Here is a 19009-nt window from a genome sequence, read left to right as displayed (position 1 = left end):
TGGAAGTCTCCTTGATGCCCGGATCATCCCGGGACACCCCTTCCGACCCCCCTTCTCTTTGCAGCGGCCCCGCCGCTGGCCGTTTCGGTCGCCTCGGCTGTCCGACCGGGGGCAGCGCCCTGTGGTGCGACAGCGATCGTCAAGGCAGCCGGAACGGGGCGCCGACACCAGCCAACGACGCTGGAAACCTGGTCAGAAAAAGGAACCGGTTGGCCGCTCCCGGCCCCTCTGTTAGGGCGGAGCTGCGCTGCGCAAAGGGCAGCGCCGGACCTCGCAAGTCCGTGAACACAAGCAACTCGAAAACCATCGGTTTCCGGGCTGCCGTCGCGCATGTCCAGACCTTCGGGTTAAAGGTGGCGGCGCATGTGTGTTCACATGTTGCGAGGTCCGGCGGCTCCCGCGTCCAGTGCGCGGGAGTTCGGACGACAGGCCAATCGCCCCCTCTCCCACGGTTTAACCGGGAGCTCGAGGAGATGGGCATGGCAGAGACGAACAGCCGCGGCATCGCGATAGGCCTCATGCGGCAGGCGATGGTGTTTCTGGACAGGGCCGAAGACTGGGATACGGCTGCGCGGCTGCAACATGCGCTCGATGTGGCGCTCGCGGCGCGGCCCCTCCAGCCCGGCGAAGAGCTGGATCCGCAAAGCGCCGCGCTCATCGCGGGTATTCCGCTCAGCAGCGACTAGGCCGCCCCCCGAGCGAGCGGCCGGAAGACCTGGAGGCGCGCACATCATCCGGTAGCGGACGGCAGGGCTTATGCTATCCTGGGCCCATGGCACCAGCACGAGTGGATGCGATGGACGCAATACATGACAAGAGGGCGCTTGCAGTCGGCCTGATCCGCAAGGCAGTTCAATTGCTCGAACAGGCGGGCGACAAGGCTGGCGCGGCGACGACCCAGGCGGCGCTCGCGGCCATGCTGCTGACCCAGCCCCTGGCGGGATTGGAAATCGAGCCGGATGCCGCGAGCCTGATCGTGGCTATGCCGCTTGGGCCTCTGGCCTGAGCAGCCGGCCGAGGATATCGGCAGCGCCCTCCACCGGCACGAACACGCGCGTGCGGTAGCTGATGATCTCGGTGAAGCAGCCAAGCGATTTGAGATAGGCAAGCTGCGCGGGCGGCGCGCCCACGAGTTCAATGCGGGGCAGACCGTTCACCACGGCGCGCTTGATCGCCATCGGGAACGGCTGCGTCAGTTCGACGCTGCGGCCGCCGAGCGCGGACTTGACGATATCGCCGGGCGGCAGGTTCTCGGCACGATCGAGGCCGAGTTTGGTGTAGAGCTGCACGACATGATCGTCGAAGACGATGCGGCCGAGCCAGGACTGGCCGCTCTGGTCGGCGATGCGGTTGACGACGAGATGATCGCTCGGCAGCGCTGACCAGATCGGCAGCAGGAGCCCGGTAGCGAGCCGGATCGTCTCGGTATCGACCTGCGCCGCCGCCGCTTCGGCCTCGGCGGCCCAGAGTGCGCGGAAAGCCTCCTCGTCGATCGGTGACCAGGCGGTTTCGGCGAGATCGGCAAGGCGCATATAGTCGTTGCGGGTCAGGCGCATGAGTTCGATGCGAGGGATGGGTGTGCCGTCCTTCTCTTCCATATGGGCGCGGGCCTTCACCTGCAGTGCGACCAGGCCGGACTTGGCATTGCGCAGGAAGGCGTGGCGGGGATGACTTTCGGCGATGCGCAGGATGCGCTCAAGCGAGACAGGCGTCTTGCGGCGCGCCACCTCGATGGTGAGGAGGTGGGAGGTCGCGCCGCTGACCGGATCGGTGCGCAGGATCGTGTCGTCGATGATCGTCGCGGTATCGACGAGCATGGTCTCCACGCCGACGTCGAGCCGCCCCGCTTCGCGTGCGGCCTGTACCCGGGTTTCGACGAGGGCGAGAAACTCCTCGAAGATCCGGTTCTGCAGCCCGATCGGGAGCGCAAGCAACCGGTTGAGCCAGCGCTGGATCGGCGGCAGCTCGCCCCTCAGCACGCCGTCCTTGTCGGTGAGTTCGAGGCCGGTGCGCTCCTCGAACTCGGCGAGCGTGGTACTCTTGAGCTTGCCCAGGTGCAGGAGGTGGAACCAGCTCGTCAGCGCCGCGCAGGCATAGCTGCTTTCCAGATTGTCGGCGGGGTCGAAGAGATTCTGTCCTCCGGTCTGGCGTTGCCCCCGGGTCAGCGCACCCAACGTGTCCAGGCGCCGGGCGATGGTGCTGGTGAAGCGCAGCTCGCCCTTGCAGTCGGTGGTTACCGGCCGGAACAGGGGCGTGCAGGCCTGATGCGTGCGATGGGTGCGCCCCAGACCCTGGATCGCCCGGTCGGCCCGCCAGCCGGGTTCGAGCAGGAGATGGGCCCGCTGCTCCTGGTTCACCGCATCGAGGCTCGCATGATAGGAGCGGCCAGTCCCGCCCGCGTCGCTGAAGATGAGGATGCGCTTGAGGCCGCCCATGAAGGCGGCGGCCTCGGCCTGGCTGGTTCGGGTTGAGCGGGTCTCGAGCTTCTGGCGCCCGTCGCTCGCCTGGATCAGCCGCTTGGTGCGTCCCGTGATCTCGGCGACATTGTCATGGCCGAAATGATTGAGCAGCCCGTCGAGCGCGGAGGTGATCGGCGGCAGCGCGCAAAGCTGCTCGATGAGATTGGCGCGCGCCGCGAGCGCCTGCGGATTATAGACCGGATTGCCGTTCTCGTCGTCCATCGGCACCGAGCGCTCGGCGCCGGTGTCGTCGGTGAAGACGCGCATTTGCCGGGTCGGAAAGGCGCGTTCGAGATAGTCGATGACATATTCTTTGCAGTCGAGATTTATGTCGAGCGGTTCGCGCGCAGGCGCGGATTTACGGGATGAAGACATCGGTTTTACTCCAGATAATTAAGGTGACTGGATGCCAGGCGCGCTACGGCCCCGGGGCGATGCTCGTTTTCGAACGTCGTTGAGCATCATGATCAGCGGATCCGCTGGCGGCCTGAAGCGGCCTGGCTTGACCAATGGCGACCCATGCGCAGCGAGGATTTGCAGCTTTTCCTCGGGGTCGGCCCGCAGATAGGCTTCCGTGCTCTGGATACTGGCATGCCCAAGCCAGAGCGCCACTTTGCGGATGTCGCCGGTCGCAGCGAGCGTGTGCATCGCGCAGGAATGCCGGAGCACGTGGGGCGTGACCCGCTTGCGCAGCAGCGACGGCTGCTTCTTCGCCGCCGTGGCTACATGCTTGGCGAGCCTGAACGCAAATCCGTCGCGCGTCATCGGCTCGCCATGAGCGTTCAGAAATATCTCCATCGCCTGACATTGCGGGCGAACAGCAAGCCAGGCCCGAAGACTTGCCTGTGTCTCGCGCCAGAGAGGGAGGATGCGTTCGCGCCGCCCCTTGCCAATGATGTGGACCGTTGCGAGCGAGCGTTCCGGAAAGTCCTGCATCTGTAGCGACAACAACTCGGCGACCCGCAGACCGCCAGCGTAGGCGAGGTGCAACATGGCGCGATCCCGGGTGCCCAGGCGAGACTGAGGATCGGGTGCATCGAGCAGCGCGGTGATCTCGTCCCGCGTCAGATAGTCGATCAGGGTCGTGTCGGTCCGCTTTGTCGGCACGGCACGTACACGCAGCGCGAGATCGAGGCAGGCTGGGACGCGATACTCGACGTAACGGAAGAACGCCCGGATCGCCGCAAGCCTGGCATTGCGGGTTCTGGGACTGTTCTTCCTTGCCTCCTCCGAATGGTCGAGAAACGCCATGATCAGCGCGGGATCGAAATCCTCAATCGTCAAGTCGGTGGGGCGCCGCTTCAGGTGGTTGGCTGCGAACCGGACCAGAAGCGCGAAGCAGTTCGCGTAGGTCGTCACCGTATGTGGGCTGACGTTGCGTTCGCGAGGCAGATGTTCGCGCAGGAACGCAGCGAGATGGGTGGCGAGCGCGGTCATGCTGCGTCTCCTCGGAAAAGCTGCTCACCTGCTGCGGCGATGTCACGAAGGAGGACCGGTGTTGCTTCGAGATACCAGTATGTGTTGGCTACATCCGTATGGCCAAGATAGGTGCTGAGCGCTGCTAAGTGATGCCGGATCGCCTCCCGATCGTGCTGGCAGGACTCCAGCGACCGAACGGCGAAGGTGTGCCTCAGGTCGTGGACGCGAATGCCCTTGGTTCCGGTCGGACCGCGGAAACCCAGCTTACGAGCCAATCTGACGAAGACGATGTGAACGACCGTCTGGTGTGGCGCCCGGCCTCTCGTGGTGACGAACAGATCATCGCCGCGGGCGTTCAGCCTTCTGCGAATGCTGAGATACGTATCGAGCGCCTCTCGCGTTGATGGCTGGATCGGCAGGAGGCGTTGCTTGCCGAATTTGCCGTTCCGGATAACGAGGCCGTCGTCGACCACATCATTACACTGGAGTGCGAGCGCCTCGGATATCCGCAGGCCGGTCGTCGCCAGCAGGCCGAACAGGTAGTGGTAAGTATGCGGGCTGATCTTGCCTTTGGGCGGAAGATCAAGGGCGGCCTGCATGATCGCTCTGAGTTGTTCGGGCTCGATGATATGTGGTGTCGGGCGGCGTCGCTTCCCTCTTCCGAAGACGCCTGCTGGCGGCACCTGATGCTGCTGATCCTCGGCATGGGCATAGAGGCAGAAGCGGCGGAGGTGGTCGAACCTGTCCCGGGCCACGTTCTGGGAACTGGCCGATCGGCACCAATCGTAGATCCGCTCGACTTTGATGTGCCGATCGCCGAGGTCGTTGGCATAGCTGGCAAAGAGACGGAGCCACCGTTCCTGCGCGTCAAACTTGCGGCCGAAACTGCGATGTAACGCGACATAGCGTTCGATCTGAGCGTTCATCATGCCGCGTCTCCCGGCCAATCCTGAGCGACCTTGAGCAGCATCGGGACGTCGACCTTGGCGTAGATGGCGGTGGTCGCCGGGGAACGGTGGCGCAGGATCGTGCCGACCGATTCAAGGCCGGCGCCGGCGCGCAGCATCCGTGTTGCCAGAGAATGCCGGAAGGCATGGGCACCCGTCGGCACGCCCTCGATGGCGCCCCGATGGAATACACGCGCTACGATGCCTGCGATCTCGGCCGACGAGTTGAACGGCCGGAATGGAGGTTGCACCCGAACGAACAACCGCTCCTCGTCTATCGGTGGGCGGGCCCGCTCGATATAGTCGAGGATCGCATCCCCTACATCCTGGGGCAGCGGCAGGCGATCGGGCCGCCTGCTCTTGCCGCATACCCTCAGACATCCTTCGTTCCAGTCGATATCCGCTAGACGGAGCTGCCAAATGTCACCGGCTCGCAGGCCGAGCCTGGCAAGTAGAAGGATGATGGCCTTGTCACGAATCTCGACCGCAGTATCGGTTTTGCAGGACGCAATGATCCCCTCGACCGTCGCCTCGTCCATATAGCGTGGCAGGGTGCCGAGCCGATAGCGCCTGATGGGCGGAAAGGCATGTTGCAACGCCGCGTCACACTCCCCGCGTGAGACAAGAAAGCGCACATAGCTCCGTATGATGCCGGCGACGGTCGGTGCAGAACCGGGCACCTCGGTGATGCGGTGGCTAACGATTCTTCTGATGGTAGCCGCGTCCAGATCCGATGGCGGACCGAGCAACAAATACCAGCGCTTCACTTCGTCGCTGTAACGACGGATCGTCGCAGCCGAACTGCCGCAATGGGCCTTCAGCCAAGCCTTATAGGCTGTCAGATCCTCGTCTTCATACGGTTGGCTCTCTGCCTGCGGAAGTATCTGCCGGTCGCGCAAAAATCCAAGGAAGCGCCGCGCGCCCTTACTGCGGCGTAACGGACCGTGATGGCCGATCAGCGTTCCGCGCTTGCGGTAAACCGGGCAACGACAGCTGTGGCCAGCATACAAGGCAACATGCTTATCAGTGACATCCTGCCAGCGCAGGCGAGAAACGCGCATCCACGCGGCAAAGTGCGCTGCCTCCGAACGGTAGCTCTTGATGCTCGCCGCGCTGTAATGCTCCTGCACGAGGAATGTCGCGTAATCCGCCAACGCCGTGTCCAGATGATCGATATCATCGGGCACGGCGACCATACCCCGGTCCTCCAGGAAGCGAACAAACCGCCGAACCTTGCTGGTGAACTTCGGACGGTTGGGCTCATGGCGGGAAAAACCCCGACAGCGACACCGATGCTTCTCGAAGCGGCGGACGACAGCGTCATCAACAATCGAGACCGCGATGCCCTGCTGATCGATCCAGTACAGGAAATGGCGAGCGGCCGTTTTGTAAAGCCCCGCTGCAACTGCCGCAGTCCCCAGAAGAGAAGAGTGGAAGGCGGTGGATAGAGTATCTGGGGTGGGAGTGTCTCCCGTCCAGGGCTTGGGCCGTCCGTATGAAACGACCGTTTTTGGCGACGTCATAGATCCTCCAGCTTGTTGGGGCTGGGGGCACCTTAATTATCTGGAGTAAAATCGATGTCTTCATCCCGTAAATCCGCGCCTGCGTGCGAACCGCTCGACATAAATCTCGACTGCAAAGAATATGTTTTATCTGGATCTCCAGATAACAGGAATTCGCGCGGGCTCAGGTCGATATCGAGTTCGGCGCGCTCATCCGGGGCGAGCTGGCCCAGGCGGCGGTCGAGGATGGACTCGGCCGTGGTGACAAGCTGCATGACCACCGATTTGCCCTCGGCGAGATGCTGCTCGGCCGCCGCGATCACGGTCGGCAATTTCATCGACAGGAGCACCTGTCCGAAGAAGCGCTGCTTGGTCGACTCGAAGCGCGAGCGCGCCGAGGCCTTGGCGCCGCTGTTGAGCGTATTGCCTTCGAGGCCGTCGACGACGCCGGTCAGCTCGAGGGCGGCCTCCATGTTGCGATGGATGATCGCTTATCGCGAGGTAGCGATAATGCGCAGGAGCGCGGCATAGTCGCTGAATTCCTGCACTGTCGTGCGATCTTGCTGCACATTATTTTGATTGCGAACCTCGGTGGTCTCTGGACCAGCTGAGGAAACAATCATGTTGCAGACGCACGACGAATTGATCGCCGAACTCTCGAATTTGCTCACGGCGCAGAATTATAACCCGGTGGTTGTGGCGAACCATCGACTCTACGCGCGCGCATTTCTCGATTATCTGGCCGAGTGCGACATGCAGGTCGAGACTGTGACGCCTCAGCAGGTCGACCAGTATTTTTGCTATGCAATCCAGGATTTTCAGGCCCAGTATGGCCGAGTTCCCTGTCCGCGGTGGCACATGTTGCCCCGCACGTCAATCAACAAGCTCCTCCGGCTTGCTCAAGGCAAATGGCCGCCCGAGCCGGAGATAATCGAACCGGAAACTGTGTACCGGCAGGCGATCTGCTGCGAATACGAGGCATGGCTGCGCGACGAGCGCGGTCTGGCAAGCGCTACCATCGCGGCGCTTATGTGGGAGGCACGGAACTTCCTGCGATGGCAGTTCGAACGGAGCGGTGCTGCCAGCCTCGACACGTTGAGCATCGTGGAAGTCGATCTCTACATGGACATGCGCGCGCCTGGATTAAGGCGCAAATCATTGGCCGATGTCGCTGAGCGGCTCCGGTCGGTGGTGCGCTATCTGCATCGGACGGGACGCATCCCGACTGATCTCACGCCGCACATCATCGGCCCCATGCTTTACGCCTATGAAGATGTGCCCTCGACGTTGGACAAGAGCCAAATCGCCGCGGTGTTGGCGACGACGAAGAAGGACGGATCGCCGCGAGGAATGCGCGATTTTGCGGTACTTCAACTGCTTGCCACATATGGGTTGCGCGAAGGTGAGATATGCCGCCTTCGGCTTGAAGACGTGAACTGGCGCGGAGAATCCCTGCGTATCCGTCACACCAAGACCAATGCGTACTCCTACATGCCGCTATTGGCGCCGGTTGGTGAGGCGCTGCTCGACTATCTGCGTCATGGGCGCCCCCAGGTCGAGGGGCGGGAAATCTTCATCCGATCCTGCGCGCCCTACATCGCAATGACAAACCTGTACGGCATGATCCGCGGGCGGTTAGCAGCCGCAGGCGTCGAGCCGCCGGGAAAGCGAGGAGCGCATGTCTTCCGCCACGCGCGAGCGGTCGAACTACTGCGGGCGTCGGTCCCGCAAAAGATCATCGGCGACGTGCTCGGGCATCGATCAATCGAATCCACCAATGCCTATCTCAAGCTGGCGACAGATGATCTCCGAGCCGTGGCGCTCGAGGTACCCGGCTCGGAGATGCTGTCATGAGCGCCTGGCACGATCCCGATTGCACCGTTGTTGACGCCTTCCTGGAAAAATCGCAGTTCCGGCCGGGAAGCAGACCGACTTATCGCTGGTTCCTTCGCAGCTTCGAGGATGTAGCCCGACGTCATCCCGCGGTTGACCGGCAGATGCTCGACGTCTGGCTGAAGGAAATGGAAAAACGTTGGCGAATGCCGACGCTGCTCAACCAGGTCTGCATTGTCGATCGCTTCCTCGAACACCTCGTCGAAATCGGGCTGATCGCCGAGAATCCCGTTGCTGTGCTTCGTCGTCAGTACAACGCCAAACAAAACAAGCCGATCTGGCGGGCTCTCGCTTCCCCCAATCCCGACGAAGCCCTGGCCGCATTGCGACGGCCCGCGCCCTACGGCAGCGTGCTGGGGGACTTCATGCGCGAGCATGTCGCGTTGATGCGCAGCCGGGGCTATCAGTATGAGACCCAGGCTCACTGGCTATTGCGGTTCGATCGGTTCCTCCAGGCGAACCCCGAACTTGCCGGGGCATCGCTTGAGACAATGCTGGCGCGCTGGGCAACTGCCAAGCCGACCCGCAATCACGCGGCTGAATGTCAGAAGCTGGGGCGCATCCTGACCAAGGCGCGGTATCGCCTTGATCCCAGAATCCCGCCAAAACGCTTCAACGCCCGGCCAGAGCGGGAAGTGGCGCGCGAGCATCGACGGCCGCATATCTTCAGTCCGGCCGACGTCCGGCGGTTGCTCGATGTTGCCCGCTCGTATCCGTCGCCGGATGCTCCGCTGCGGCCTATGGTCCTCTACACGATGGTGGTTCTGGCCTATTGTGCCGGACTGCGCCGTAGTGAACTCGCCGGGCTTGATCTGGGTGACGTGGACCTTCAATCGGACACGATCACGATCCGGGAAACGAAGTTCTACAAGACCAGGATCTTGCCGCTAACCGGCAGCGTCATGGCCGAATTACGGGCCTATATCGATGCAAGGCGGCGCGCCGGCGCCCCGCAGGATCCGCGGTCCGGGCTCTTCTGGCACGAGCACTTCAATGATCGCTATACCCCCGTGACGGTCTCAACGATGATTACCAACGTCATGCGCCGCGCCGGGTTCAAGCCCCCGACGGGGCGGGCGGGACCACGCGTTCATGACCTGCGCCACTCGATGGTCGTGAACCGAATCCTTCAATGGTATCGATCCGGCGTCAATCCGCAGGACAAACTGCGCTTTCTCTCCACCTATATGGGGCACCGGGACATCAACTCCACGCTGGTCTACATCACTGTCACGCAGGACCTGCTGCATGAGGCAAGCGAGCGGTTCCGTACCGTTGGCGTCCGATGCCTCACAATGGAGGCGCGGCCATGACGAAGAGCAATCCGTTCCCCGCGTTGTTGCGGGCGTTCTTCCAGGAATGGTTGGCCGAGCAACGCAGTGCTTCGGTTCATACGATCCGGTCTTACCGCGACACCTGGCGATTGTTGCTTCGGTTTATCGCGGAGCGAAAAGGCGGCGGGGTTGCGCGGATCACGCTGGCCGATGTCTCGGCCGGCGAGGTGCGCGCGTTCCTCCATCATACCGAGCATGGGCGCAAAAGCACAATCGGCACGCGAAACTGCCGGCTCGCAGCGATCCGCAGCTTCTTCAGCTACGTGGCGGACAAGGATCCCGAATACATTGCGCAATGCGCCGAGGTCCTGACCGTCCCGCTGAAGCGGGAGCCCACCGCTGCACCCTGCTATCTCGAGACGGGGGAGGTCGAGGCGATCCTTGCTCAGCCCGACCGATCGACAATCGAGGGGATGCGCGACCATGTGTTGCTCTCGTTCCTCTACAACAGCGGCGCGCGCATCCAGGAAGCTCTCGACCTCTGTACCGACGCGATCCGGTTCGACGCACCGAACTTCGTGCGTCTTTACGGCAAGGGGCGCAAGGAACGCATCTGTCCGCTCTGGCCAGAAACAGTGACGTTGCTCCGGAAGTTGTTGGAACGCCAACCACGTGGGGCAGAAGAGCGAATCTTCGTGAATCGATACGGTGAGCCCCTGGGCGCCTCCGGGGTGCGGTTCAAGTTGGCCGCCTATGTTGAGGAAGCCGCCAAATCCATGCCGACGCTTCGGTCCAAACATGTGACGCCGCACAGCTTCCGGCATGCCACCGCCGTTCACCTTGTCGCTGCCGGGGTCGACATCACCGTCATCCGCAGTTGGCTTGGACACGTCAGCCTCGATACGACCAACCACTACGCACAGGCCAATCTGGAGACCAAACGAAAGGCGCTTGAACAGGTAGGCGCGCCGGCGGCGAGCAACGTCCCACCATCGTGGAAACGCGATGCCAGCCTGATGGAATGGCTCGACACCCTGTGAAATAATGCGAAGGACGTGGCGAAGTGTGCCGCCGCTTTGCGGGGCCGCGCCGCGCTCCTGCGCATTATCGCGACCTCGCGATAAGCGATCTTATGCGCAGCTGCGCATAACACGGCCCAAGCATCGGCATAGATGTCGTAGATCTCGATCTGCGCCGGGGTCAGCTCGTGCTTCAATATGTCATATTCGACTCCGGCAAAGCTCAGGGCGCGGGCGAGATAAAGGCCGCTGGCCTTGAGATCGCGGGCGACCAGTTCCATCGCGGCGATGCCGCCTTGCCGGATCGAGGAGATGAACTGCTCGCGATCGGGGAAGGCGGTTTCCGGGCCCCAGAGCCCGAGCCGGACCGCATAGGCGAGATTGTTGATGTCCGAGGCGCCGGTGGCCGAAGCGTAGCCGACGCGCGCGCCGGGTAGATGGTTCTGGAGGAGCACGCCGCAGATGCCCTGCTGCGAGCCGGCTTTGGCGCCCAGCGCCCCTTCCCCGCCGGCGACGCCGCCCATCTCGTGCGCTTCGTCGAAGAAGATGACCCCTTCGAAATCCTCGCCCGCCCAGTCGAGGATCTGCTTGAGCCGGCTGTGATCGCCGCGCGCTGAGCGCAGGGTCGGATAGGTGACGAACAGGACGCCCTGCTCGAGGGTAATGGGCTCGTCGATCTTCCAGTTGCCGACCGGCTGCACATCGGCCGAGACGCCACCGAGCGCAGTCCAGTCGCGCCGCGCATCTTCGAGCAGCGGCTCGTTCTTGGTGACCCAGATGTTGCGCCGCCGGCCCTGCAGCCAGTTGTCGAGGATGCAGGCGGCGACCTGTCGGCCCTTGCCGGCCCCGGTGCCGTCGCCCAGGAAAAAGCCCTTGCGATAGGTCCGCCCATCCTCGGCGAGGACGAGCCCAACGCCTTCCTTGTCCGGCTTGAAGCGGCCCGGGAGGGTCTGCGACCAGGCATGGCCGGCATAGACGACGGTCTCGAGCTGGGAGACCGACAGCAGACGTTCCGACACGGTGCGCTCGGGCAAGCGGGGCACATAGTGCGGGATGGGAGCGGCGATCGATCCCATCGCGACGGATTCGACGAGTGCGGTCGGGTGCTCGCCCGCTTTGTCGAATATGATGCGGCTCGGCCGATAAGGCAGATAGACGCCGGTCTGCTCCAGCAGCGGTGCCGGGGCTTCGAGGCGTTCATAATCGACCGGGAGAACGTCGTTGCGCGCCGGTGCGAAATAGGCGCGCGGCTTGACGGGCGCGCTCTTGACCGCGCGGAAGAGCGAGATGGCTTTACCGGACACCGGTGCCGCGCGGACGGGCGCTGCCACGACGGGCGGCGTGGTACGCGGCGGCACGGTGAGGACCGCGGCCAGTTCTTCGACCGATGCGCGCTGGATGACGGCGGGCGGCGCGTTTCCAGCGACCTTGTCGATGACGAAGAGCCGCACGGCGATGCTCGTGCCATGCTTGGTGTAGCATTTTTCGAGCCGCAGCGATGTCCGTACGCTCGCCTCGCGCAGCACGGTTTCGAAATGGTCGCGCATGCGCGCATTGGGGCCAAACCAATCGGGCATGATCGCCACCAGGCGTCCACCCGGTGCGAGGTGGCGCAGTGCCGCCTGGAGGTGCCGCACAGCGGCCAGGTCGTCGGTGCCGCGGCCGAGCGAGCGCGAGAAGGGCGGGTTCATCAGGATGACGCTCGGCCGCTCCTGCCGGGCCATCAGCGACCCGATCGCGGCGCCGTCATGCCCGGTGATGAGGGCTTCGGGGAACAGAGCCGCCAGGCGCGAACGCCGCGTAGGATCGAGTTCGTTGAGTTGTAGCGACCGATGATCTCCGAGCTGTGCGACGAGAAGGCCATTGCCCGCGCTGGGTTCGAGCACCACGTCCTGCGGCCCGACGTCGGCGAGCAGCACCGCAAGCGCCGCGATATCGGCGGGCGTCGAGAATTGCTGCCAGGCGATCTGCGCTTCGCTGCGCACGGTCTGGGTCGGCAGGCGCTGGACGAGCGCATGGGCCTGCGTCACGTCGGCGAAGCTCTCGAGGGTATAGGGCTTTTCTCGCAGATAGAGGGCGGTCGCGTGCTCCAGGAGTTCGAAGCTGTCGCGCTGCGTCCAGTGGCCGTCGGCGTCGCTGCCGCCAAAGGCGCTCGTCATCGCTTCGTTAAGCTGGCGGCGGGTGATGGGGGCCCCGCTGCGCAGCAGGGGAAGCAGGGCCTGGGCGGCAAGGCGGTCGGATGCGCCGGCGGCGGCGAAGAGATCGGACATGAGGGTATGCTCCTGTGACAGCTGCCCCTTCGGCAGCATCACAGTTCCGATCCCCCTCCCCTTTTCCGGGCCGGGATTCCCCGGGTCGTCTTCAGTGCCAGCCAGGTGCCGGTGTCGGGACCCGCCAAAACGCCGCTTCTATTTCGCTGTTCGGCGCCGCGCCGTCTCCATAAGGTGGACCCGTCTTCGAGAGGGGTGCGGGTGATCGGAAAAGCGCAAATGGACCGGCTCAAGAGCATCGTCCCGGTGGCGGTGGTTCTCCTGCTTGCCGCGATGGGTTTCTTCGCGCTGTCGCACCTCCTGCGCGAAGTGCACATGCACGACATCCGGGCAGCCTGGGCGCAAGTGGGCGTCCTTCATCTGCTCGCGGCGGCGGGGCTCACCGCGATCAGCTATCTGGCGTTGACGCTCTACGACGTGCTGGCGCTGCGCGCGATCGATCGTCCCCTGCCCTATCGCGTCGCCGCGCTGGCCTCGTTCACAAGCTATACGCTCAGCCATAATCTGGGCCTCGCGCTCTTCACCGGCGGCTCGGCCCGCTACCGGATCTACAGCGCGCACGGCCTGGGCGCGGGCGATGTGGGCCGGGTGGTCGCGATCGCCGGGCTGACCTTCTGGGGCGGCGTCTTCACCCTTGCCGGGGCGATGCTGGCGCTCTTTCCCGGCGGGCCCGGCTTTGCCGGCTTCGCGCCCTCGCCCTGGGTTTGGCGGGCAAGTGGCCTCGCGCTCCTTGCCCTCATCATCGGTGCGCTTGCCTGGTCAGGACCCGCGGGCCGGACTGTCCGGATCTGGAAATGGGATTTGCGGATCCCGGGCTACCGGACGGCGTTCGCCCAGCTTGGCGTCGCCACGGTCGATCTCATGGCCGCGAGCGCGGCCCTGCTGGTGCTGGTCCCGGGCGCCAGTCTTGCCGACTGGCCGGTCTTCTTCATCGGCTACATATTGGCGATCATCGCGGTGCTCGTAACCCATGTGCCGGGCGGCCTCGGCGTTTTCGAAGCGGTCATCGTCGCAGCCCTGCCGGCAACGCCGCGCCCGGAGCTTGTCGCCGCGCTGCTCGGCTACCGGCTGGTCTACTATATCCTGCCCCTGCTGATCGCAGGCGTCATCATCGCAGTACAGGAAGGAGCGCGCTGGCGGCGGCCGATGGCCGCGACGTTGCACGGCGCCCAGACGATCGCCTCGGGCATAGCGCCGACGCTGGTCGCGGCCCTCGTGTTCCTGGGCGGCATGGTCCTGCTGGTCTCGGGCGCGCTGCCCGCCGAGCATGACCGCATGGCGGCGCTCGCTGCGATCCTGCCCCTGCCGCTGGTGGAAATATCGCATCTCGCCGGCAGCGTAGTCGGCGCCGCGCTGCTGCTGGTGTCGGCGGGCCTCTATAGGCGCCTCGATGGGGCGGCCTGGCTGACAGGCCTGCTGCTGCTCATCGGCGCGCTGGTCTCGCTCGCTAAGGGCCTAGACTATGAGGAGGCAATCCTCATGCTGCTGCTCGCGGGCGTCCTGCGCTGGACGCGGGGCGCCTTCTACCGCCAGACACGGCTGACGCAGGAAGTGCTGACGCCGAGCTGGCTGGCAAGCGTGGCGCTCATGATCGGCCTGCCGATCTGGGTCGGCTTCTTCGCCTATAAGCGCGTGCCCTACAGCACCGATCTCTTCTGGCGCTTTTCGGAGCATGGCGACGCCTCGCGCTTCCTGCGCGCCAGCCTCGGCGTAGGCCTCGCGCTGGCCGCCTCGCGGTGTGGCGGCTGCTGCGCCGGCCCCCGTGGCGGGCCCGGGGCTCGCCAGCCTCGAGCCGCCGCAGGGCGAAGCGATGGCGCTGACGCACCGCACCGACGCCAATCTCGCCTATACGGGCGACAAGCGCTTCCTGTGCTCGCCCTCGGGCCGCGCCTTCGTCATGTACCAGGTGCGCGGGGCAAGCTGGATCGTGATGGGCGATCCGGTCGGCGATCCTGCCGAATGGAGCGAACTCCTCTGGCAGCTGCGCGAAGGGGCGGACGCCGCGCAGGGCCGGCTGCTGCTCTACCAGATCAGCCTGCAGGCCTTGCCCATGGCGATCGACCTGGGCTTGCAGATCGTCAAATATGGCGAAGAAGCGCGGGTCGATCTTACCACCTTCACGCTCGACACGCCGGCGGCCAAGCCGCTGCGCTATGCGGTGCGCCGCGCGGAGAAGAAGGCGCGCGCTTCGCGATCATCGCGCGAGACGAGCTTGCCGCGCATCTGCCCCGGCTGCAGGAGATTTCCGAAAGCTGGCTGCGCGAGAAGGGCCACCGGGAAAAGGGCTTCAGCGTGGGCCGCTTCGACCCCGCCTATCTCGCCCGCTTCGACTGCGCGGTCGTCCTGCGCGAGGAGAAGATTGTCGCCTTCGCCAATGTCTGGGCGACGCAGGATCGCACCGAGCTGTCGATCGACCTGATGCGCCACGATGCCGACATGCCCTATGGCACGATGGACTATCTGTTCGTGCGGCTGATGCAATGGGGCCATGGGCAGGGCTATCGCTGGTTCACCCTCGGCCTCGCCCCCTTGTCCGGCCTGGAGGCGCGCCGCCTGGCGCCGCTCTGGGCGCGGCTCGGCGCGCTTCTCTACCATCACGGCCAGGCGCTCTACGGCTTCGAGGGCCTACGCAGCTACAAAGAGAAATTCTCGCCGGTTTGGGAGCCGCGCTTCATCGCGGGGCCGCAAGGCCCGGCGCTCGCCAGGGCGCTGTTCGACCTCCAGGCGCTGATCGGCGGCAAATGAGCAGCCGGTCTCTTGCCCAGCGATGGGTCCGCGCCGCGCTGCTGGTCGCGTTGCTCGTCATCGCCGCGGGCGCGGGATATTGCCATTTTCTGGGCTATCCGGCGGGGCCGATTTACAGCCGGGTGCCGGCGAGCGCCTCGTCCGCAAGGCAAGACGGCACGGTCACCCTGTTTTTTTCCGGTGACCTGGGGTTCAACACCGGCATGGGGCCCAGGATCGCGAGGCACATCGCCGCGGTCGGGATCCCGGTCCTGGGCGTCAACTCGCTCAGCGCCTTTGCCCGTCGCCGCTCGCCGCAGGAGACGCGGGCGCTCGTGCGCCAGGCGATCGGCCGCGCCCTCGCGGAGCCGGGCGCGCGCCGCCTTGTGGTGATCGGCCAGTCCTTCGGCGCCGATGTTCTCCTGACGGGCCTCGCCGACCTGCCCCCCGCCGATCGACAGCGGATCGTGCTTGCGGCCCTCATCGTTCCGCAGGACACGCTGTCGTTCCGGGCGACGCCGGGCGGCGTCTTCAACGTCGGCAATGATGGCCCGGCTCTCCCCACCGCCCAGCGCTTCGATTGGGCGCCCGCGCTCTGTATCCAAGGCGAGAGCGAGCCGGAAAGCCTATGCCCCGTGTGGAGCGCGAGCGCGCGCAACGTGACACGGATCGCGCTGCCCGGCGGCCACTTCCTGAATGACGATGTCGGCAAGGTGTCGGCCGTAATCCTGCAGGCAATCGACGGGCATTGACCTCGTCCGTTGCGGGGAGCGAACTCAATCCCGCCGGCACGCACGACAGCCGCCCTTGGGGCGCGCCACGAGAGCATAACCACCCTCTTGGATAAGGACGTACTGCCGGTCGCAAACCCGGTGGCGAGAGTCGGCTTCCGGCAGAGGCAGGCAGAGATAATGTGCGGCCAACGACGCGGCGAACTCGACGGACTGTCCGGCGAAGATAGGAGGGTTACCCATCTCAGGCTGGTTCTTGGCCGGCCTGGCCTGCTGTCCGATATTTTTCTGCCATGCTCTGCGTGACCGAGAAGCGTGGCAGACCTCCGAAATTCGCTTTGATGAATTTTGCAGCCTTTGGCGTCTTCGCTCCCACGAAGTTCTGAGCATGGCCGACGGTAGCCCGGTTCTGTGTGAGAATGAGTTCCCGCTGTGGCCGCGCCACAAGCCGATCGGCGAATGACTTCGTGCCAGCAGCTACAAACCAAACATTTGGAGCAATCGGTAGCCCGATGTAAGATGATGGACCGCCAAGCCAAGCTGCGTTGCTTGGCACATCGAGAGGCCAATCCGAAATCCAGAGTTCTCTCGGATTGGAGGTCTTTACTACGCGCCAATGCATGTTGATGAGTGTCGAGCCACGTTCAGGATCGTCGATTGCGTACCTCAGTATTTTCATCTGCAGGTCTTGAACGGCAACCGGTGGAAGCTCCTCGCCTTCGCCATCGGCTTCCATGAGTGGGCGAGCTCGCTCAGCCTGGATCGCCACGGCCTCGCGTAAGCCACGTATGTCCAGTGGCGTCCGGAAGATCAGCGACATGACAAACCGTGCCCACTCGGTGCATTCTTGGTCGCTCAGAGCATCGACTTCACCCCGAAGCAGGCGCGCGTGGACATTGGCTGCAGCGTTATCGATCCACTGCATGAAGATCGTTTCCATTTGCTGCGCATGCTCGGGAGGAAACCCCTCAGTTTTGTAGAGATCACGGCCGAAGCAGACGCCTTTTGGTGACTTTGGTTCGCACTGAACGTCGCCGCGCCAATCTCGGTAATAGCGAAGCAACTCGCCACCCGTTTTCCATTCCTCCAACAAAAACTGAGGGATAAAGTGGTGGCGCCATGGCGGATTCTGTGTCTTCGATTGCATCGTCATCGGTTCTCTTTGATTACCTGATGATGTAGCTCCCAGCTTGCGCCCGTGAAAGTCGGCTGCTCTCCCGGCCTCTGGGCGCTTACGACAATTTAGCCATAATCAGACTTTTACGCCTCGGCTGCGGAATGCCGAGAGTTGGTCTTCCCCGCCTCGAGGCTCAGTCTAGCATGCTGGGGCTGGTCAGTTGGCTGGTCCGCGCCAGATGGTTCGTTGCGCTCCCTTCCCATGACGCCTCCGAGTGATCCTGCTTGCAGGCATCGCGATCCGCAATATGAAGGCGGCGATCAGCGGACTATAGCGCTGACGCCCATTCCCGAGAAAGGGAGACCAGATTGGCTCAAGATCTTCTTGTCACACTCACCGTCGATATCGTCGCGGCACATGTCTCGAACAATGCCGTGCCGGCGGCCGACCTGCCGGCGCTGATCGAGGGCGTCTATGGCGCGTTGAACCAGGCGGTGGTGCCGGCCCCAGAGCCCCAACCGGAAGAGCTTCGTCCGGCAGTGTCGATCCGCCATTCGGTCAAGCCGGACTATCTGGTGTGCCTGGAAGACGGCAAGAAGATGAAGATGCTCAAGCGCCACCTGGCGACCCATTACGGCCTGTCGCCCGATGCCTATCGCGCGAAATGGGGCCTGCCCAAGGACTATCCCATGGTGGCGCCGAGCTACAGGGAGCGCCGCAGCACACTTGCCAAGGCAAATGGCCTTGGCCGCAAGCCCGGCGAACCGGCACCGGCCGCGAAGGCAGGTGGCAAGGGCCGTCGGAAGCTTGGCATAGCGGCCGCCAAGCCCGCCCCGGACCGTCCCTAAACGTTAGAAGGCGGCAGGGCGCGCCCACCCCCAATCGGTCAGGCAAGCATCCTGTCGGCAAGCGTGAGAAGCTGCCGCGGGTCGAAGGGCTTCGAGAGCAGTTCGATATGCGGGAAAGCCTGGGGCAGGTTCTCGCGCCCATAGCCGCTCATGAACAGGAAGGGGATGGACTGCGCGGCGAGCGCATGCGCGATATCGTCGACCGGTTCGCCCGAGAGATTGGCGTCGAGCAGGGCAACGTCGATCCGATGGTGCGCGATGAGGTCGAGCGCCGCGCGCGGATCAGCGGCGGGTCCAACGATGATGGTGCCCGCATCCTCGAGCTGGCCGACGATATCGAGGGCCAGGAGCGGCTCGTCCTCCACGACAAGCACGTGCTTGCCTGCAAGGTTGCGCCATGCCGGTTCGCGCGATGGCGCAAGGCCGGCCTGCTCGGCGAGCGAACCCTGCCCCGCCCGCCCCTTGCCAGCCTCTTGTGCTGAGCCCTCGTCGTCCGGCAGCGGAAACTGGATCTCCCAGCGTACGCCCTCGGCCTCGAGGCTCATATCGGCATTGCCGTGAACGCCGCGAACGGTGGCTTCGATCAGCCGCGATCCAAAGCCGCGGCGGACGGGCGCCCGGACGCTGGGACCACCGCGCTCGGTCCAGCTGAGCGCGAGCTGTTCCGGCCGGACAGTCCAACGGATGTCGACCGTGCCGCCAGCACGAGAGAGAGCGCCGTATTTGCGCGCGTTGGTGCCGAGCTCGTGCAGGATCATCGCCATCTTCGGCACGGCGTTCGCATCGAGATGGATGTCGGGGCCTGA

Annotated in this window: 16 protein-coding genes and 2 pseudogenes; 10 read left to right on the top strand and 8 right to left on the bottom strand. The window is 64.3% G+C overall.

The features are described from left to right. Positions 1-479: 479 nt before the first annotated feature. Positions 480-686, top strand: a complete 207-nt coding sequence (locus SAMIE_RS22465; RefSeq protein ID WP_232037490.1) for a hypothetical protein — start codon at positions 480-482, stop codon at positions 684-686. A 110-nt stretch (positions 687-796) separates the two neighbouring features. Then, positions 797-1006: a hypothetical protein gene (locus SAMIE_RS22460; RefSeq protein ID WP_048939583.1), complete on the top strand. Its 210-nt coding sequence runs from the start codon at positions 797-799 to the stop codon at positions 1004-1006. Here the strand turns inward: SAMIE_RS22460 and SAMIE_RS22455 are convergent. The 4 genes from SAMIE_RS22455 to SAMIE_RS22440 form a co-directional block, all read right to left on the bottom strand. Next, entirely contained in the window at positions 981-2726 is a 1746-nt protein-coding gene (locus tag SAMIE_RS22455; protein ID WP_408641277.1) for a strawberry notch C-terminal domain-containing protein, read from the bottom strand. The two genes, SAMIE_RS22460 and SAMIE_RS22455, sit on opposite strands and share 26 nt — an antisense overlap. Before the next feature lie 126 nt (positions 2727-2852). After that, positions 2853-3896, bottom strand: a complete 1044-nt coding sequence (locus SAMIE_RS22450) for a tyrosine-type recombinase/integrase (protein WP_051743976.1) — start codon at positions 3894-3896, stop codon at positions 2853-2855. Continuing rightward, positions 3893-4807 (bottom strand): tyrosine-type recombinase/integrase, encoded by a 915-nt coding sequence (locus SAMIE_RS22445; protein ID WP_030093215.1) that lies wholly within the window; start codon positions 4805-4807, stop codon positions 3893-3895. Before SAMIE_RS22445 ends, SAMIE_RS22450 begins: the two co-directional genes overlap by 4 nt. Further along, a complete protein-coding gene (locus tag SAMIE_RS22440) occupies positions 4804-6021 on the bottom strand; it encodes a tyrosine-type recombinase/integrase (RefSeq protein WP_232037324.1) in 1218 nt (405 codons plus the stop codon). The genes SAMIE_RS22445 and SAMIE_RS22440 overlap by 4 nt, the downstream gene beginning before the upstream one ends. Between SAMIE_RS22440 and SAMIE_RS23925 the strand changes: the two genes are divergently transcribed. After that, positions 5992-6273: a hypothetical protein gene (locus tag SAMIE_RS23925; protein WP_230190467.1), complete on the top strand. Its 282-nt coding sequence runs from the start codon at positions 5992-5994 to the stop codon at positions 6271-6273. The genes SAMIE_RS22440 and SAMIE_RS23925 overlap by 30 nt on opposite strands. A 107-nt stretch (positions 6274-6380) precedes the next feature. On the opposite strand, the gene SAMIE_RS22435 is transcribed toward SAMIE_RS23925, so the two are convergent. Beyond that, positions 6381-6782 (bottom strand): methylase, encoded by a 402-nt coding sequence (locus SAMIE_RS22435; protein ID WP_408641276.1) that lies wholly within the window; start codon positions 6780-6782, stop codon positions 6381-6383. Positions 6783-6948: 166 nt separating this feature from the next. Between SAMIE_RS22435 and SAMIE_RS22430 the strand changes: the two genes are divergently transcribed. From SAMIE_RS22430 to SAMIE_RS22420, 3 genes are read left to right on the top strand one after another with little or no spacing between them, the layout of a single operon-like run. After that, entirely contained in the window at positions 6949-8181 is a 1233-nt protein-coding gene (locus tag SAMIE_RS22430) for a site-specific integrase (protein WP_066704301.1), read from the top strand. Then, positions 8178-9533, top strand: coding sequence for a tyrosine-type recombinase/integrase (locus SAMIE_RS22425; RefSeq protein WP_066704304.1), 1356 nt, complete (start codon positions 8178-8180; stop codon positions 9531-9533). Before SAMIE_RS22430 ends, SAMIE_RS22425 begins: the two co-directional genes overlap by 4 nt. Continuing rightward, positions 9530-10534, top strand: a complete 1005-nt coding sequence (locus SAMIE_RS22420; protein WP_066704306.1) for a tyrosine-type recombinase/integrase — start codon at positions 9530-9532, stop codon at positions 10532-10534. Before SAMIE_RS22425 ends, SAMIE_RS22420 begins: the two co-directional genes overlap by 4 nt. Positions 10535-10680: 146 nt before the next feature. Here SAMIE_RS22420 and SAMIE_RS24190 read toward each other — a convergent pair. Then, positions 10681-12060 (bottom strand): annotated as a pseudogene (locus SAMIE_RS24190) (strawberry notch-like NTP hydrolase domain-containing protein); the annotation flags it as partial. A gap of 2533 nt (positions 12061-14593) precedes the next feature. On the opposite strand from SAMIE_RS24190, the pseudogene SAMIE_RS23920 reads away from it, so the two are divergent. The 3 genes and pseudogenes from SAMIE_RS23920 to SAMIE_RS22405 form a co-directional block, all read left to right on the top strand. Next, positions 14594-14920: pseudogene (locus SAMIE_RS23920) on the top strand (phosphatidylglycerol lysyltransferase domain-containing protein); the annotation flags it as partial. Further along, positions 14866-15528 (top strand): phosphatidylglycerol lysyltransferase domain-containing protein, encoded by a 663-nt coding sequence (locus tag SAMIE_RS23915; protein WP_232037498.1) that lies wholly within the window; start codon positions 14866-14868, stop codon positions 15526-15528. The pseudogene SAMIE_RS23920 and the gene SAMIE_RS23915, both read left to right, overlap by 55 nt. 50 nt (positions 15529-15578) lie before the next feature. Further along, positions 15579-16259: a virulence factor gene (locus SAMIE_RS22405; RefSeq protein WP_232037487.1), complete on the top strand. Its 681-nt coding sequence runs from the start codon at positions 15579-15581 to the stop codon at positions 16257-16259. Between the two features lie 223 nt (positions 16260-16482). Here SAMIE_RS22405 and SAMIE_RS22400 read toward each other — a convergent pair whose 3' ends face one another. Continuing rightward, the gene (locus SAMIE_RS22400) at positions 16483-17391 is read right to left on the bottom strand and encodes a DUF4238 domain-containing protein (protein WP_048938903.1); all 909 of its coding nucleotides are present in this window, start codon (positions 17389-17391) and stop codon (positions 16483-16485) included. A gap of 332 nt (positions 17392-17723) precedes the next feature. Here SAMIE_RS22400 and SAMIE_RS22395 point away from each other — a divergent pair, with 332 nt between their 5' ends. After that, the gene (locus tag SAMIE_RS22395) at positions 17724-18203 is read left to right on the top strand and encodes a MucR family transcriptional regulator (protein ID WP_048938902.1); all 480 of its coding nucleotides are present in this window, start codon (positions 17724-17726) and stop codon (positions 18201-18203) included. 38 nt (positions 18204-18241) lie between these two features. Here SAMIE_RS22395 and SAMIE_RS23910 read toward each other — a convergent pair whose 3' ends face one another. Next, positions 18242-18967, bottom strand: coding sequence for a response regulator (locus SAMIE_RS23910; protein ID WP_232037485.1), 726 nt, complete (start codon positions 18965-18967; stop codon positions 18242-18244). Between the last annotated feature and the right edge of the window lie 42 nt (positions 18968-19009).

Origin of the sequence: Sphingobium amiense (assembly GCF_003967075.1) — a bacterium.
GTDB classification, from domain to species: Bacteria; Pseudomonadota; Alphaproteobacteria; order Sphingomonadales; family Sphingomonadaceae; genus Sphingobium; species Sphingobium amiense.
This window is presented reverse-complemented; position numbering and strand designations above follow the sequence as displayed.

What these genes read in the sequence shown, in the direction of transcription:
- SAMIE_RS22450 (WP_051743976.1), bottom strand. Translation starts at nt 3,896, where the DNA reads ATGACCGCGCTCGCCACCCATCTCGCTGCGTTCCTGCGCGAACATCTG.
- SAMIE_RS22420 (WP_066704306.1), top strand. Translation starts at nt 9,530, where the DNA reads ATGACGAAGAGCAATCCGTTCCCCGCGTTGTTGCGGGCGTTCTTCCAG.
- SAMIE_RS22400 (WP_048938903.1), bottom strand. Translation starts at nt 17,391, where the DNA reads ATGACGATGCAATCGAAGACACAGAATCCGCCATGGCGCCACCACTTT.
- SAMIE_RS22465 (WP_232037490.1), top strand. Translation starts at nt 480, where the DNA reads ATGGCAGAGACGAACAGCCGCGGCATCGCGATAGGCCTCATGCGGCAG.
- SAMIE_RS22460 (WP_048939583.1), top strand. Translation starts at nt 797, where the DNA reads ATGGACGCAATACATGACAAGAGGGCGCTTGCAGTCGGCCTGATCCGC.
- SAMIE_RS22445 (WP_030093215.1), bottom strand. Translation starts at nt 4,807, where the DNA reads ATGATGAACGCTCAGATCGAACGCTATGTCGCGTTACATCGCAGTTTC.
- SAMIE_RS22430 (WP_066704301.1), top strand. Translation starts at nt 6,949, where the DNA reads ATGTTGCAGACGCACGACGAATTGATCGCCGAACTCTCGAATTTGCTC.
- SAMIE_RS23910 (WP_232037485.1), bottom strand. Translation starts at nt 18,967, where the DNA reads ATGGCGATGATCCTGCACGAGCTCGGCACCAACGCGCGCAAATACGGC.
- SAMIE_RS23925 (WP_230190467.1), top strand. Translation starts at nt 5,992, where the DNA reads ATGATCGATATCATCGGGCACGGCGACCATACCCCGGTCCTCCAGGAA.
- SAMIE_RS22455 (WP_408641277.1), bottom strand. Translation starts at nt 2,726, where the DNA reads ATGCGCGTCTTCACCGACGACACCGGCGCCGAGCGCTCGGTGCCGATG.
- SAMIE_RS22440 (WP_232037324.1), bottom strand. Translation starts at nt 6,021, where the DNA reads ATGGTCGCCGTGCCCGATGATATCGATCATCTGGACACGGCGTTGGCG.
- SAMIE_RS22425 (WP_066704304.1), top strand. Translation starts at nt 8,178, where the DNA reads ATGAGCGCCTGGCACGATCCCGATTGCACCGTTGTTGACGCCTTCCTG.